The organism is Ruegeria sp. BE3, from assembly GCF_056538865.1.
The window spans coordinates 45,349-60,455 of sequence record NZ_JBQFTW010000001.1 but is presented as its reverse complement, the minus strand read 5'-3'; the positions used below and the strand labels follow the sequence as shown (position 1 = coordinate 60,455).

Sequence of the window (15,107 nt, the reverse complement as noted above, 5' to 3'; positions counted from 1 at the left end):
CATGGGACGCATTCAACTCAAGTCCGTGACCAAAAGCTTCGGCGACGTACAGGTCATTCCCCCGCTGGACCTGACTATCGAGGATGGTGAGTTCACAGTCTTCGTCGGTCCATCCGGCTGCGGTAAATCCACCCTGCTACGCTTGATTGCAGGGCTGGAGGATATCACCTCGGGGTCAATCGACATTGACGGGTCCGACGCCACCGACGTGCCGCCCGCCAAGCGGGGTCTGGCGATGGTGTTCCAATCTTATGCGCTCTATCCGCATATGACCGTCCGCAAGAACATCGCCTTTCCCTTGCGGATGGCCAAGCTGGATCAGGCCGAGATCGATAAGCGCGTCGAAGGTGCCGCCAGCGTCCTGAACCTGACCGACTATCTGGATCGCCGTCCCGGCCAATTGTCCGGCGGCCAACGCCAGCGCGTCGCCATTGGCCGCGCCATTGTCCGCGAACCGGCAGCGTTTCTGTTTGACGAGCCGCTCTCCAACCTCGACGCTGCCCTGCGTGTCGGCATGCGGCTTGAGATCAGTGAATTGCACGAACGTCTGGCGACCACGATGATCTACGTGACTCACGATCAGGTTGAAGCCATGACCATGGCCGACAAGATCGTGGTGCTTCAAGCCGGTGTCATCGAGCAGGTTGGCAGCCCGCTGGAACTCTACCGGACGCCACGCAACCTGTTTGTCGCGGGTTTCATCGGCTCGCCCAAGATGAACTTCATCGAGGGCGAAGAGGCCGCGAAACACGGTGCCCATACCATTGGCATCCGCCCCGAGCACATCGCCGTTTCGGAAACCGAGGGCGAATGGTCCGGGGTTGTGAGCGTCTCTGAGCATCTAGGCTCGGACACCTTTTTCCACGTCCATGAAACCGGTCTGGCCGAGACAATCACTGTCCGTGCAGACGGCGAGGTCGGCTTCCGCCATGGGGATCGCATTCACCTGACACCGCGGGCAGATGTGATTCACCGCTTTGACACGAAAGGCTTGCGGATCGAATGACGCGTCTGGCAGGCAAAACCGCTCTGATCACCGGGGCCGCGCGCGGCATCGGGTTGGCCATTGCCAAGGCCTATGTGGCAGAGGGTGTGCGCGTTGCCATCGCCGACATCGACATCCAGCGCGCCCAGGATGCAACGGCCGAGATCGGCGAGGATGCGTTTGCCATCGAGATGGATGTGACCAAACAGCAGAGCATAGATAAGGCTGTGGCAAAAACAGCAGCTCATTTCGGCCCCATCGACATTCTGATCAATAACGCGGCCATCTTCACTGCTGCACCAATTGTTGAGATCGAGCGTGCCGACTTCGACCGCGTTTTCGACATCAACGTCTCAGGAGCTTTGTTCACAATGCAGGCCGTCGCACGCCACATGATCGAACACGGAACCAAAGGTCGGATCATCAACATGGCGTCGCAAGCCGGGCGACGGGGTGAGCCTTTGGTTGCCGTGTACTGCGCCAGCAAGGCCGCGATCATATCCCTGACTCAATCCGCAGGCCTGAACCTGATCAGCCATGGGATAAACGTGAACGCCATCGCCCCCGGCGTGGTGGATGGCGAGCATTGGGATGGTGTTGACGCGTTTTTCGCAAAACACGAAGGCAAAGCCCCCGGTCAAAAGAAACGCGAAGTTGCGGCGGCCGTTCCTTATGGCCGGATGGGGCGGGTCGAAGACCTGGTCGGAATGGCGGTGTTTTTGGCCTCCGACGGGGCAGAATACATCGTTGCACAAACATACAATGTCGATGGCGGAAACTGGATGAGCTGATGGACCCTGTGGCGCATGAAAAACACCCGGTGTCTCTGCGGCGCGACAACTTTGACGGCTTGCCCACAAACGTCAGGACGCCAGCATATAAGCCTTCGGACCTGACGCCGGGCATTGTTCATATCGGAGTCGGCAATTTTCACCGCGCTCATCAAGCCTGGTATATTCACCAATTGATGCAGCAGGGTCAGGCCCATGACTGGGCGATCATCGGCGCCGGTGTGCGAAGCTACGATGCCGACATGCGACAGCGTCTGCTGGCACAGGACTGCCTGACAACGTTGATCGAACTGGACCCGAATGGGATATCTACCGAAGTGACCGGTCCGATGATCGACTACCTGCCGATTGAGGCAGGCAACGCCGCACTGATCCTGAAGATGGCCGATCCATCCACCCGGATTGTATCGCTGACGGTAACCGAGGGCGGGTATTATCTGGATGCCAATACCGGTGCCTTCAACTCGGATCATGAAGACATTCGCCATGATGCGAATAACCCCGACCGGCCTTGCACGGTCTTTGGTGCCATTGTTTCGGCGCTCAGGTGGCGGCGGGAGAATGATCTAAAACCCTTCACCGCGCTAAGCTGCGATAACCTTCAGGGCAACGGGGGAATCCTGCGAAACTGCGTTGTTGATCTGGCGCGTATGTCCGACCCTGATCTGGCCAACTGGATCGACCAGAACGGCGCGTTCCCTAATTCGATGGTTGATTGCATCGTGCCCGCGACGACCGACCAAGTAGTAACGCGATGCCGCGCACTTGGTGTCGATGACGGCGCACCGGTGTCGCACGAAAACTTTCGCCAATGGGTGATCGAGGACGAGTTCTGCGCCGGACGGCCGCCGCTCGAACAGGTCGGTGTGACACTGACCCACGATGTTCACAGCTATGAGACGATGAAGCTGCGCATCTTGAACGGAGGCCATCAACTGCTCGCAAATGTCGGGGAAATTCTGAGCATCCCGACGATTTCAGACTGCATGCAGGATCCGGACATCCTGGCGTTTTTTGAGAAAGTTCAGGCTGAAGATATTTTGCCCCATGTTGAAGCCGTCCCCGAAACCACAGCAAAAGAGTATCTTGGACTAGTTGAGAGGCGATTTTCCAACACCGCGATTCACGACACGACGCGCCGGGTCGCGTTTGACGGTTCGGCACGTCATCCAGGGTTCCTGCTGCCATCGTTGCGCGATGGCCTCGCGTCTGGGTCTCCGACGAACGGGCTCGCGCTGGCCGAAGCTTTCTGGTGCCGGATGTGCGCCGGCATTCGCGAAGATGGCTCCGAAATCGCCCCCAATGATCCTCAGTGGGAGAACTTGCAAAAAACCGCTCTGGCGTCAAAAGCCGATCCAGAGCTTTGGATCGAACAACGCCAGTATTATGGCGACTTTGGCCACGACACGCAATTTTCAGAAGCCTTTGTCACCTGGCTGACCACGATCTGGCGACGAGGTAGCCGAACAGCCATAGCCGACTATGTTGCCCGTGATTCAATGTTGTACTAGCCAAACGCAGCAATGCCAGACCGGTCGCGAAAAACACTTTTCAACTTGAGCACCTTGGCTTGACGAATCCGCAGTCAATTTGCAAAGCACAATTCTCTAAGGTTGGGTTCAACAACCACAGGCTCTCAGAAAGCGTCTAAAGTCTAGCTTGCCTCTGCGCATCCCGGATAAGAGCCGCAAGCCGGTAAAACCCATGCGCCATCTTGGTAAAGGGTGTCAGCAGGAAGAACGTCAGCACTGATCCAAGGTGAATTGCAAGAAGCACGGGCATCAGGGCTGTTGAGCCAAGGGCATAAAGCACCAACCCGCTGAAGCCCACAAAGCCCAGCAACAGGATGAAGCCGATATCGCCTCCCCATGCTGAAGGATCACCGAGTTCGCGGTCAGACTTTTGCTTGAGCAAAGCCATTGCGCCGCAACCCACGGTCAGCAACACACCGCCGGAAATGCCGAACAGTTTAGGTAAAGACCAGAATTCGTATGGCGCGTGCATTCCGAAACCATAGTGCATGACAGTCGCTATCGAAGTCGACGCAAAGCACAACAGGAAGCCATACATGATGGCCTGATGAATGTGGCGACGACCCTGGCTGAAGCGGTCTTCGTCCTCGAAATTACAGCCCTCGCCATGCCCTGCGGCCAGGTCCTGCATTTTTGCGGCGCGTTTGAAGGCGGCTGTCACGTCGCGAAACTGAATGGGTTTCCCGCCCACCTCAGTCCAATAGCGCCTTAGGCTGATCGCTATGCTAAACAGCGGCAATAAAAATGCGGGCGCAAAGATCGCGACCATCGCATTGTGGGATAAAACGGCGTAAAAGCCCTCCCCTCCGCTCGATCCAATGGCGCGAATAGCCCAGAACAGCAGGGCAAACCCAATCACAAGCGCCAAGGCTATGGCTCCGCCATGTGTGTGGAACCGACGCGCCAGAGGTTGCGGCCAGGCGAAGCTTTCCCAGCTGTCTCGGCGAACCTCGGCCAAAGCTTTTGGCAGGTTCAGGTCGAACTCGTGAGGTGCCGTGTACTGACAGGCATAGTAACAACCCCGGCAGTTGTGGCAGAGGTTGGCCAGTTGCGTGATGTCACCGTCCAAAAACGCGCGTTTGGCATGTAGTGACGGGAAGACCGAGCAATACCCCTCGCAATACCGGCAAGCGTTGCAAATTTCGGCCTGACGGCGGGCTTCTTGTATCAGTTCAGTTAGCATAGGCTGCGGCCTCACGTCCTGCGATGCGTCCAAAAACGGTTCCGATGGTCATGCCAAATCCTGCCAGATACCCCTGCCCTAATATCGACCCGGCCATGGTCTCGCCGGACGCCCAAAGGTTCTTGATCTTTCCGTTGGCGGTCGAACATTGAGCCGTATCGTCGACCTTTATGCCCAGATAGGTGAAAGTCACACCGGTTCGCAGCGAGTAACCATAGAACGGCGGCTCGGTAATCGGGCGCGCCCAGTTGGTCTTGGGCGGGGTCAAACCCGAGGTGGTAACACCGTCCAATTCAGTCGGATGAAATCCACTGGTATCACCGCAGGCTGCGTTGAATTCAGTGACGGTAGCCTGCAGCTTGTCGGCGGGCAGACCCATCATTTCAGCCAGTTCTTCCAACGTGTCCGCCTTCAGCGGCGGGAAAACCGACGGCATGAACAGGTTCAGCGATTTGGCATCGATGATAACATAGCCAACCTGATCCGGCTGCGCAGCCACCAGACGGCCCCAGATCGCATAGCGTTTGGGCCAGACGTCTTCGCCCTCGTCATAGAACCGCTCGGCATCTTTGTTCACGACGATAGAGAACGGCACACAGTCCAGACGGGTGACAATGCCACCGTCAAATTTCGGCGCACGCCCATCGATGGCGACGGCGTGGCATTGGGTTGGGTCCCCGACGCTCTCGACGCCTTGGTCCAGAAGGTCGGCCAGCACCACGCCCCGATTATACGGCGTGCCCCGGATCAGGAAGTTCTTTGCAGGCTCACCCCAAGCGCGGGTCAGCCAATCCGTGTCGGCCTGAAACCCGCCCGAGGCCACGATGACCGCCTTGGGCGCAATGCGATGAGATTGACCTTCATAGGTATAGTCAATCCACTCGATCTGCTCGCCATTCAGTTCCAGATGCGTAACCGCAGCCTCATATAGCACATCAACGCCCAGAGCTGCGGCTGTCCGATAATACGCATTCACCAAAGACTTACCGCCTCCCATGAAGAAGGCATTGGTTCGCGCCAGCGATAGCGTCCCTGAAAGCGATGGTTGAAACCGAACCCCGTGCTCTTCCATCCACGGCAGACATTCTTCCGAGGTGCGGATCGCCAGACGCGCCAAATGTTCGTCGGTTTTACCTCCGGTGACTTTCAGCAGGTCCGACAGGTATTCGTCCTCTCTGTATTCCTCAATCAGCGGACCCAGCGGAGATTTGTGCATGCAGCGAAAATTGCGCGTGTGGCGCGAGTTACCGCCACGGTAAGGTTTCGGAGCCGTTTCGAGGATCAAAACGCGGGCCCCTGCCTCAGCGGCAGTCATCGCAGCGCAAAGAGCGGCGTTGCCGCCACCAATCACAGCGATATCGTAAGCTTCCTTTTGGGTGGCCATGTCCTGTCTACCTACTGATTTTCGTCGGTTGTTCGATCGCGTTCCTGTAACGCCCGGATGCGCATCCGTTGTGCGGCCTGAATATGCGCGCGCATCTCTGTTTCGGCCGCCGCACCATCTCGGGCTTTCAGCGCAGCCATGATGCGGCGGTGCTCAGAGACTGCCGTCTCAGCCCGGTCACCATCCAGCAGTTGCGATGGCCCCAGGATCAGCAGCGCCTTTTGCAAGGACAACATGGATTTCGCGAGAAACCGGTTCTTGGCTGCATCCAAAAGTGTTGCGTGGAAAATCCGGTTGATCCGAGCCGCATCCGGGCCTGTGCCCGCCTCGGCCAACCGATCATTCAACACGTCCAACTCATCCAGCTCGACATCTGACGCTGCCCTTGCAGCTAGGCGTGCTGCGGTACCTTCAAGCACAGCACGCATCTCATAAAGCTCCATCACCTCGGCGTAATCCAGGCTGCGAACGGTCGCGCCCTGCCGAGGAACATGGGTGACCAATCCGTCGGCTTCCAGTTGCCGGATCGCTTCACGCACCGGGGTGCGGCTGACGCCCAGCCGTTCCGACAGCTCGATCTCGCGCAGACGTTCACCGGGCAGAAGGGTGCCCTCGCGAATCTCGTCCAGCAGACGCTGATACGCGGAATTGCCTTGCGGGCCGGGCTGTAAAGGGTCGTCTTGGATAGTCATTACGGGCTCACTTGTCTTCTTGCGTCCATTTGTATACATTTGGATACATAGCGAGTCAACATTACCGGAACCCACGCCTTGCCCGCCCAGAACAAAACACCTTCTCTTCTGAAAAAACGGGCCGTTACGCTGGGTCTTGCACTTCTGGGCACCGGAGTTTTCTGGGCGCTCAATCTGCCGCTGCCCTTTCTGTTCGGCCCGATGAGCGCATGTTTGATTGCAGCCTTGGCTCATGCCCCCATGAAAGGATTCGGGCAGGTTTCGGTTGCGGCCCGCACCATACTGGGCGTGGCAGTGGGGGCTTCGATTACCCCGGCCCTGTTCGCAGAACTGCCAAAGATGGCAGCATCGATTGCGCTGATCCCGTTCTTCATTCTGCTGATTGCGCTGGTTGGAGTGCCATTCTTCCGCAAAGTCTGGGGCTTTGACTCCACCACTGCTTTCTACGCGGCCATGCCGGGTGGGTTGCAGGACATGATCATCTTCGGCACTGAGGCTGGCGCCAACCCGCGCACCCTGTCCCTGATCCATGGTACGCGCGTTCTGATCATCGTAACGCTGGCCCCGCTGTTTCTGACGGTGTTTTACGATGCCCAGCTCACCAACCCGATCGGAGAGCCCGCGCGCGACCTGCCGATACATGAATTGGCACTGATGGTTCTGGCTGCCCTTATCGGCTGGAAAGGCGGTGAGCGCATCGGCCTGTTCGGAGCGTCCATCCTCGGCCCGATGATCCTGACGGCTGCCTTATCCTTGGGGGATTTCATCCATACCCGACCGCCGCGCGAGGCCATCCTGGCAGCACAGTTCTTTATCGGATGCGGGATCGGTGTGAAATTCGTCGGCGTTACATGGGTCGAATTGCGCCGGGTCGTGGCAGCAGGCTTCACCTATGTCATTGTCCTTGCCATCCTGGCAGCCGCTTTCACCGCCGTTGTCACCACCTTGGGCTTCGGTCGCCCAGTCGAGGCTTTCCTGGCTTTCGCCCCCGGCGGACAAGCTGAAATGACAGTTCTAGCCATCGTCTCGGGTGCGGATCTGGGCTTTGTCATAACGCACCATCTGACAAGGATCGTGCTGGTGATTATCGGCGCGCCCATAGCGGCCAATCTTATTTTGCGCTGGTCCAGACCTCGGGATTGATCATGTGGATCGGGGCGCCGCCGCCAAAAGCGTCCACCTGATCGAAAATGTCTGAGAACTGTAGGTCGAACTCGTCTTCGGTCACAAAACCAATATGTGGCGTCGCAATCAGGTTTGGATGCGCCAGCAACGGGTCATTCGGGTCAGTCAACGGTTCAGTATCAAACACATCAATCGCTGCTTTTCCGGGGCGACCGGCGTTCAGAGCTTCCAGCAGGGCACCGGGTTGTATAAGCCCGGCACGCGAAGTGTTTACGAACAACGATCCCGGTTGCATCGCGGCGAAATCGGCTGGTGTGATAATTCCTTTGGTATCCGGTTTGAGGCGGACATGCACTGAAACCACATCGCTGTCACCAAAGAATGCGTCTCGACTGGATGCAACATGCGCGCCATCGGCCGTGGCACGCGCGCGGCCATCGCTGGACGACCACCAGGTAACGTGCATTCCAAAGGCTTCTGCGTATCCGGCAACGGCGCGGGCTATGCGCCCATAACCGTAGAGGCCGAGCTGACGACCGCGCAATGTCTTGCCCACTCCGGCTTGCCAATGTCCCGCCTTGGCCGAAGCCATCTGTGCAGGCAGATCCCGCATGCCAGCCATTATCAAGGCCCAGGTAAGCTCAGCCGCGGCATAAGACGGCGTGCCCCCGTGCATGTTCGAGCAAAGCAGCACGCCGTGATCGGAACAGGCTTGCACATCCACATGCGGATATACGCTGCGTTGGCTGATGAGTTTCAGATTGGGCAATTTCTCAAGCAAAGCGCGAGTGACTTTGGTGCGCTCCCGAAACAAGACCAACGCCTCTGCATCCTGTAAGCGAGAGGCCAATTCGCCAGTATCTTCGACATGATCCGTCCACACTGTTACGTCGTGTTCGGCGAGCTTCGCAAAACACGGCAGGCTGCGCAGCGTGTCAAACCAGTCATCCAGAATGTGAACTTTCATCGGCTTTCAACACCTTGACCGGTTTCCAGTCGCCTCGGGGTCGGAACAAAGTGCGGGGCCTCAAGCGCGGCCAGTGCGTTCCGAACACGTTCGCGTTGGTCGAGCAAATGATTGAATTGCTCATCACAACCGGCGACCGGCGTCGGATATTCGGCAATGTCGCGGCGCAAAACCATTTGCGCCAGTTTGAGTTCCTGACATGCGATTTCCAGGCATTCGCAATAGTCGTCCATCGCAGCACTCCTTTATGTATACCATAGTATACCAATTGGACAATCCGCAATCAACTCCCCTTCCAGACGCTTTGCGGAACATAGACATGGCCATCCGCCAGCTTACGCGCCGTTCGCACCAAACCCGCCGCCTTCAAGTCGAACCCCTCCTCAGACGAGAAATCTACCAGCACGTCGATTTTCCCTGACGCGTGTTCCAGCACAACATCGGCCGGGCTGGTTTCCGGTCGCTCAAGCAACCCATCCGCAACGGTTCCCGGCGTCAGCGCGCAGGATGCCATGCATTGTGCACCTGTAACTGCCATCGAAGGGTGCGTCTTCCATGGCATGAAATACCGGACGGAAATCGTCCCGCCATCGCGGGCAGGTGACACGATCCCGAACTTCGGCGTCACGGATTGAGAAACATCGCCCATACCCATCAGCTTTCCCGCTTCGATTCGCACGGCCTCCATGCAATCAAAAAACGCGCGGTTGGCATCCAGGTCTTCAGCACTTTCATACCCAGTCAAACCAAAATCCGAAGCACGGGCGATGGCCATCGGCATCGCAACATCCATGCAGGTCAGCTCAATCCCCTGAACCGTGTCACGCAGATTGCCCGTGGGTAGAAAGGCCCCGGTTGACGAGCCGACGACCCCCATGAATTTCAGTTGCACAGGCGCAGCACAACCGGGCACACCGGCAATCTCGGTATCTCCGTCATAGGTCAATCGGCCATCGGGTGTTTGCATCTTGGCGACAACCCGTGCCCCTGTGTTGACGGCCAGAATTCGGATTTCCGTTTCGTCTCCGGCGGGTTCGATCAAACCCATTTCGATTGCGGCAGGTCCGACCCCGGACAGGATGTTCCCGCAGGTCGGCTTAAAATCCACCAGTTTTTCTTCGACCGAGACCTGAGCGAAGAAGTAATCGATATCTGCCCAATCATCTTCGCTGACCGACAGCATAGCGACTTTGGTCGTGACTGCAGCGCCACCCCCGATCCCATCGATGTTCAATGGATGACCAGCTCCGACCGCGGAGATCAGGACGTCAGCCAGAGTATCCAGATCCTCTGGCAGATCACATCGGCGGAAATACGGGCCGCGTGACGTGCCTCCACGCATGAAGACATACGGAATTGCCGTTTGAGTCATCTCAGGCCCTCCTCAACAATGCTTGTCAGAACTTCGGTGAATTCGCGGGTGCCGAGCGCGCCTTGCAGGTCTCGCGTTCGGGTTTCGGGTAACGCGAGTGCCGTGCACACGGACGCGCGGATCAGGTCAGCAGCCTCCGTTTCTCCGAGATGCCGCAGCAGCATTTCGGAGGACAAAATCAGCGAGACCGGATTGGCCATGTCCTTGCCAGCGATATCAGGGGCAGAACCGTGCTGGGCCTGAGCGACAGAGTGACGAACACCAAAATTCAGGGACCCGGCCAACCCCAGCCCCCCTGCCAGTTCAGAGGCTAGGTCACTTAGAATGTCGCCGAACATGTTTGTGGTGATCAAAACGTCGAAGCGCGAGGGATCGCGCACCAGATGCGCCGCCGCTGCATCGACGAGCATTTCGTCATAAGTGACACCCGGAAATTCCTCGGCCACAGCTCTGGTGCAGTCGAGGAACAAGCCGTCCGTCATACGCATAACGTTGGCCTTGTGAATGACTGTCACGTGTTTGGCTGGGCGTGACGCGGCCAGTTCAAATCCAGCCCGTGCGATATCCATGCTGGCCGAACGCGTTACCTTCCGGAACGCCAGCGCGATATCGGGCTCGGGCATGAACTCTCCGCCCCCGGCGAACATGTTGCGATCGGCGTAGAACCCTTCGAGGTTTTCGCGCATCACAACCAGATCGAACGCCTTGCGGGACGGGGCATCCAATCCCGGCCAAGTTCTGGCCGGGCGGTGGTTGGCGAACAGCTCCAGTTCCTTGCGCAGAACTCCTGACGGGTTGCGTCCGCCCTGATCGACAGGCGGATAGCTGTTGTGCGAAACCGGTCCGAGGATGACACCGTCAGCGCGCTTCGCGGCCTCAGTTACCGCGTGCGGGATCGTTGATCCTTCCGCCTTTAACGCGACAAATCCGATATCCTTATGTTCAAACCTGATTTCTCGCCTAAAGGATGGGCTGGCGGCACGAAGAACCGCCAGCGTTGCGGCCATGATCTCTGGCCCGATGCCGTCCCCTTCTAGGCACAGCAACTCTAAATAATCGCTCATTTCAGCGGCCATGGCAGGCTCACCATGTCCTGCAACAGACCCGGCGGGAAATCCCGGTTCAGCGCCCCTGCCATGAAGCACATGAAGCCGATTCCGCAAGCCGTCAGGATTAGCGTCATCTGCCAGCTTGAACCGGCGCGAATGCGGAAGAATGCGATCAGGAACCCGATCAGGGCGAGGATGAAGCCCACAACCCATGTGGCCGCGATAAGAGAGCCGAACCACGCCAGCGTTGACCAGAGGCCGTGGGGGGCGCTGGCATCTTCGCCGGCGATCTCCTTGTCGGCAAAGATCGCATCCCCCTCAGGTCGCCGCATCATCTGGATCAACAAGATCACGCAGCAGAACAAAGAGACGCTGCCGATCACCAACGGGATGATCTTGTCGGTCATGTTGTAGTCGGGGATCATGTTGGCGTTGACCAATGCCACGATCAGATAGGCCATAATCACCAGCAGGAAGACCAACGGTGCGCGCTTGCTGCCGGATTGAACCTCACCCTCGGCCATGATCATCTTGGCCTGACGGATGCCCAGAATGACCGAAGCTACAGTGATCACGATCAGGACGATCACGATCGGGCTGAAGACGTACTCCATGCCTTCGCCAAAGCTTTTGCGGAAGCGGAACGAGGCAATCTGAAATGCCTGATTGGTGAACTTCTCAACCGGGTTGGACAAAACGAACCCGATCAGAAAGGCCGGGCGTGACCAGTCGAAACGGCGCAGGAAGATGCCGATCAGGCCGATGACGAACAGGGCCAGCAGATCTTCGAAGTTCTGACCGGACTGGAATGCCGCGAAGCTGATCAGCATGAACAGAAACGGCGCCAGATAGGTGAAGCGGATCGTCGTCAGCTTGGCGATCCCGCCCGAGGCTGCGATACACAGGATGGTGCCCACCACGTTGGCGAGAGCCAGCAGCCAGACAATCGAATAGGTGATGTCGAGATTATCCTTGAGCATGCTCGGACCGACCTCGATATCGCCGGATCCCAACAGTGCAACAGCGCCGATAAAGATTGCCATGGAACCCGAGCCGGGGATACCAAACAGCAGCGTTGGGACAAGCCCCCCGCCCTCCTTGGCGTTGTTCGAGCTTTCCGGCCCGATGACGCCACGCACTTCGCCTTTGCCGAAGTTGCTTTTGTCTTTGGTCGATTGAACCGAATGGCCATAAGCGATCCAGTCTACCACCGAGCCTCCGAGGCCGGGGATGACACCGACAACCACGCCAATGATAGAACAGCGGACCGACAGCCAGATATTCGCCGCCCAGTCTTTGACGCCATCCAGCCAACCAGCCCCTAGCGAAGCGCCCTTGGCAATGGACCGGTCTTGTCGCAACAGCGAGACGATTTCGGGTACCGCAAAAATGCCCAAACCTACAATGACTAACTTCAGACCATCCGTCAGATAGGGAATGTCATAGGTCGCCATACGTAGCGAACCGCCTGCGTCCGCCTCGCCAATCGTACCGACCATCAGGCCCAACCCTGCGGCGGCAACGCCTTTTAGCGGGATACGCCCGGCGAGAATGGCGACCATCGACAAGCCAAGAATGGTAATCATCAGCATCTCGGGCAGACCGAATGCCAGAACGATGGGCCGCGCGACCAGGATGAACATGGTCAGGAACGTTGCGCCGACCAGACCACCAAACAGTGATGAAGCAAAGGCCGCTGACAATGCCCGCGCGGCCTCACCCTTTTTCGCCATTGGGAAGCCGTCCAACACCGTAGCTTGCGAGGCTGAGCTTCCGGGGATCCCCATAAGAACCGATGCGAAGGTGTCAGAAGTCGGAACAACGGCGACCATCCCGATCATCAGGGCCAGACCAAGGATCGGGTCCATCCCGAACATGAAAGGCAGCAACAAGGACAGACCAGCGATACCGCCAAGCCCCGGGAAAACACCTACGGCCAGCCCCATGACGACACCGAGAACAAGGTACCCCAGAACAATAGGTTGCAGGATCAGACCCCACGCGTCACTGAGCGCAGGAAGAGCTGTGGCGAAAACCTCCATAGCGGCCGCCTTTCATAAATTGTCTTGTGTTTGGAAAAGCGCGCGCCCGACATTGGGGCACGCGCGGTGGTGTTTGGGCTTAGTTCAGCTCGACACCATAGGCTTCTTTGAGCCAGTTCAGGACATAGGCCTTGGCGTTGTCATCGACGTTTGTCGCGGTTTGCAGCGCCGACTTGGAGCCGTCGCCCACAAATACCGGGTACTTACCAACGCGTTTGGACGAAATGTCAGCAAAGTCTCCACGCTCGGTCACAGCCTGGAACGCTGCTGTGTATGCATCGACAACTTCCTGAGGTGTGTCACCGGGCAGGAAGGCCAGCTTCTGAACCGGGAAACCTGCGACAAAGAACGCTTTCCAAGCGTCCCACGCCTCACCACTGGTTTCACAGCCATCTGTTGCTTCGCAAACTTCTTTGAAGGTCGGAATATCAGGAAAGGTCGGGTCACGAACGATGTTCCCATCGGCATCCAGCGCACCCCAGGTCATCATTGGAACAGCCTGACCGGCCTCAACCAACGGAGCCGAACCACCCAGATATCCGGATGAGGTCTGATAATCGATGTTGGCTTCACCGCGTTCGAACATCAGACGGCCATCGCCGCGACCCTTGATGCCAAAAACCGGCTCAACATTCATACCCAGCATCTGCCATGCCAGCAGCGGCACAAGGTCAAGACGCGTCGCGCCTTGCGAGCCATAGATGAAGTTGGTGTCTTTCAGCGCATTTGCGGAGCCATCAAATTTGGCACCGTCCTCGGCGTTCAGATAGGCCACACCACCGGTCCCGGATGCCATGACCGGGATCCAATCGTTGTATTCATAACGCACGCGCGGATCGCTCAGCAGATACGGGAACTGAGTCGAGCCCGAGGTGCCAAACAGCAGCGTGCCATCATCGTGGCTCTGCTCCTGAAACCAGTTCGCGCCCTTGGTCGAACCGGCACCAGGCATGAATTTAACGACCACCGTCGGTTGACCCGGCAGCGCTTCGGACAAAAGCGGGGCAAAGAAGTTGGCCCATTTGGCAGACCCGCCTGTTTCCGAGAACGGGATAACCCACTCGATGGTCTTGCCCGAGAAATCAACTTCGGCTGCGGCAGGTGCTGCGATACCGGCGGCGGCGATCAGCCCCACGACGGCACGACGGGTGAATTTGGAAATGGCCATTGGTTCCTCCCTGTTGACCAGACAACCACGTCGGCGCGCTCTGCGCCATCGTGATCGCAAATAGAACTGTGGGGTTGATTCCCCCTCCCATCTGGCAATCATGGAGCGCCAACCTTGCGTGAAACTTGCAGGAGACCCGATGCGGATCGTCATCGTCGAGGACAATGAAACCCTCGCCAACGCTATTGCCTACCGCCTGCGTGATCGCGGTCATGCCGCAGATGTGCTGACTGATGGCGATGAAGCGGCCCTTTACCTTCAGCAAGAAGGCGCGGACCTCATTGTTCTTGATATTAATCTACCGGGTCAGTCAGGGTTGGATATCTTGAAATCTCTGCGCAATCGCGGCGACGGAGTTCCTGTTATCCTGCTCACAGCGCGTGCCGAGACCAGCGACAGGGTTTCGGGTCTGGATATGGGCGCCGACGACTATCTGGTGAAGCCGTTCGAAATGGACGAGCTGGAAGCACGCATCCGGGCGCTGTCTCGCCGCAAACAGCTCGATTATGGCGCGCGTGAGACCATAGGCGAATTGGAATTCGACCGCGTTGCACGACAGGTCAGCGTAAATGGCGGAGTTCTGGATATTCCGCGCCGGGAAATGTCCGTGCTGGAATGTCTGCTGGAACGACGCGGCAGAATCGTTCCCAAAAGCCAACTGACGGACCATGTCTATGGGGTGGGGGCTGATGTCGATGACTCAGCCGTTGAACCTCATGTATCGAGGCTGCGAAAACGTCTCCAGAATTTTGGTATCAGGATAAAGACAGCGCGCGGCCTTGGGTATCTGCTTGAGGTCGAAAAGTGATTGGACACC

Annotated in this window: 14 protein-coding genes; 5 read left to right on the top strand and 9 right to left on the bottom strand. The window is 57.8% G+C overall.

Annotated elements, in window-relative coordinates; translation table 11 throughout:
• Nucleotide 1: 1 nt before the first annotated feature.
• The 3 genes from ACR0AZ_RS00290 to ACR0AZ_RS00280 are packed head-to-tail and all read left to right on the top strand — an operon-like array spanning nucleotide 2 to nucleotide 3,287.
• Entirely contained in the window at nucleotides 2-1,006 is a 1,005-nt protein-coding gene (locus ACR0AZ_RS00290; RefSeq protein ID WP_480468929.1) for an ABC transporter ATP-binding protein, read from the top strand.
• Nucleotides 1,003-1,776 (top strand): L-iditol 2-dehydrogenase, encoded by a 774-nt coding sequence (locus ACR0AZ_RS00285; RefSeq protein ID WP_480666483.1) that lies wholly within the window; start codon nucleotides 1,003-1,005, stop codon nucleotides 1,774-1,776. Before ACR0AZ_RS00290 ends, ACR0AZ_RS00285 begins: the two co-directional genes overlap by 4 nt.
• Nucleotides 1,776-3,287 (top strand): mannitol dehydrogenase family protein, encoded by a 1,512-nt coding sequence (locus ACR0AZ_RS00280; protein WP_480666482.1) that lies wholly within the window; start codon nucleotides 1,776-1,778, stop codon nucleotides 3,285-3,287. The genes ACR0AZ_RS00285 and ACR0AZ_RS00280 overlap by 1 nt, the downstream gene beginning before the upstream one ends.
• Before the next feature lie 136 nt (nucleotides 3,288-3,423).
• On the opposite strand, the gene tcuB is transcribed toward ACR0AZ_RS00280, so the two are convergent.
• Genes tcuB through ACR0AZ_RS00265 form a run of 3 tightly spaced genes read right to left on the bottom strand, consistent with a single transcriptional unit; the run spans nucleotide 3,424 to nucleotide 6,567 of the window.
• Nucleotides 3,424-4,491, bottom strand: coding sequence for a tricarballylate utilization 4Fe-4S protein TcuB (gene tcuB, locus ACR0AZ_RS00275; protein WP_480656928.1), 1,068 nt, complete (start codon nucleotides 4,489-4,491; stop codon nucleotides 3,424-3,426).
• Complete coding sequence (gene tcuA / locus ACR0AZ_RS00270; RefSeq protein WP_480666481.1) at nucleotides 4,481-5,875, bottom strand: FAD-dependent tricarballylate dehydrogenase TcuA; 1,395 nt, start codon at nucleotides 5,873-5,875, stop codon at nucleotides 4,481-4,483. Before tcuA ends, tcuB begins: the two co-directional genes overlap by 11 nt.
• Before the next feature lie 11 nt (nucleotides 5,876-5,886).
• Nucleotides 5,887-6,567 (bottom strand): GntR family transcriptional regulator, encoded by a 681-nt coding sequence (locus ACR0AZ_RS00265; RefSeq protein WP_480666480.1) that lies wholly within the window; start codon nucleotides 6,565-6,567, stop codon nucleotides 5,887-5,889.
• A 78-nt stretch (nucleotides 6,568-6,645) separates the two neighbouring features.
• Between ACR0AZ_RS00265 and ACR0AZ_RS00260 the strand changes: the two genes are divergently transcribed.
• A complete protein-coding gene (locus ACR0AZ_RS00260; protein WP_480468923.1) occupies nucleotides 6,646-7,710 on the top strand; it encodes an AbrB family transcriptional regulator in 1,065 nt (354 codons plus the stop codon).
• Here ACR0AZ_RS00260 and ACR0AZ_RS00255 read toward each other — a convergent pair.
• From ACR0AZ_RS00255 to ACR0AZ_RS00230, 6 genes are all read right to left on the bottom strand, one after another.
• The gene (locus tag ACR0AZ_RS00255; RefSeq protein WP_480468922.1) at nucleotides 7,679-8,659 is read right to left on the bottom strand and encodes a D-2-hydroxyacid dehydrogenase family protein; all 981 of its coding nucleotides are present in this window, start codon (nucleotides 8,657-8,659) and stop codon (nucleotides 7,679-7,681) included. The genes ACR0AZ_RS00260 and ACR0AZ_RS00255 overlap by 32 nt on opposite strands.
• A complete protein-coding gene (locus tag ACR0AZ_RS00250; protein ID WP_480468921.1) occupies nucleotides 8,656-8,892 on the bottom strand; it encodes a hypothetical protein in 237 nt (78 codons plus the stop codon). The genes ACR0AZ_RS00255 and ACR0AZ_RS00250 overlap by 4 nt, the downstream gene beginning before the upstream one ends.
• Nucleotides 8,893-8,942: 50 nt before the next feature.
• The gene (locus ACR0AZ_RS00245; RefSeq protein WP_480468920.1) at nucleotides 8,943-10,031 is read right to left on the bottom strand and encodes a 4-oxalomesaconate tautomerase; all 1,089 of its coding nucleotides are present in this window, start codon (nucleotides 10,029-10,031) and stop codon (nucleotides 8,943-8,945) included.
• Nucleotides 10,028-11,095, bottom strand: a complete 1,068-nt coding sequence (locus ACR0AZ_RS00240) for an isocitrate/isopropylmalate dehydrogenase family protein (protein ID WP_480666479.1) — start codon at nucleotides 11,093-11,095, stop codon at nucleotides 10,028-10,030. The genes ACR0AZ_RS00245 and ACR0AZ_RS00240 overlap by 4 nt, the downstream gene beginning before the upstream one ends.
• Entirely contained in the window at nucleotides 11,092-13,122 is a 2,031-nt protein-coding gene (locus ACR0AZ_RS00235) for a tripartite tricarboxylate transporter permease (protein ID WP_480666478.1), read from the bottom strand. Before ACR0AZ_RS00235 ends, ACR0AZ_RS00240 begins: the two co-directional genes overlap by 4 nt.
• Nucleotides 13,123-13,201: 79 nt before the next feature.
• Nucleotides 13,202-14,290, bottom strand: a complete 1,089-nt coding sequence (locus ACR0AZ_RS00230) for a tricarboxylate transporter (protein WP_480468917.1) — start codon at nucleotides 14,288-14,290, stop codon at nucleotides 13,202-13,204.
• Nucleotides 14,291-14,429: 139 nt separating this feature from the next.
• Here ACR0AZ_RS00230 and ACR0AZ_RS00225 point away from each other — a divergent pair, with 139 nt between their 5' ends.
• Nucleotides 14,430-15,098, top strand: coding sequence for a response regulator transcription factor (locus tag ACR0AZ_RS00225; RefSeq protein ID WP_480468916.1), 669 nt, complete (start codon nucleotides 14,430-14,432; stop codon nucleotides 15,096-15,098).
• Nucleotides 15,099-15,107: the final 9 nt, after the last annotated feature.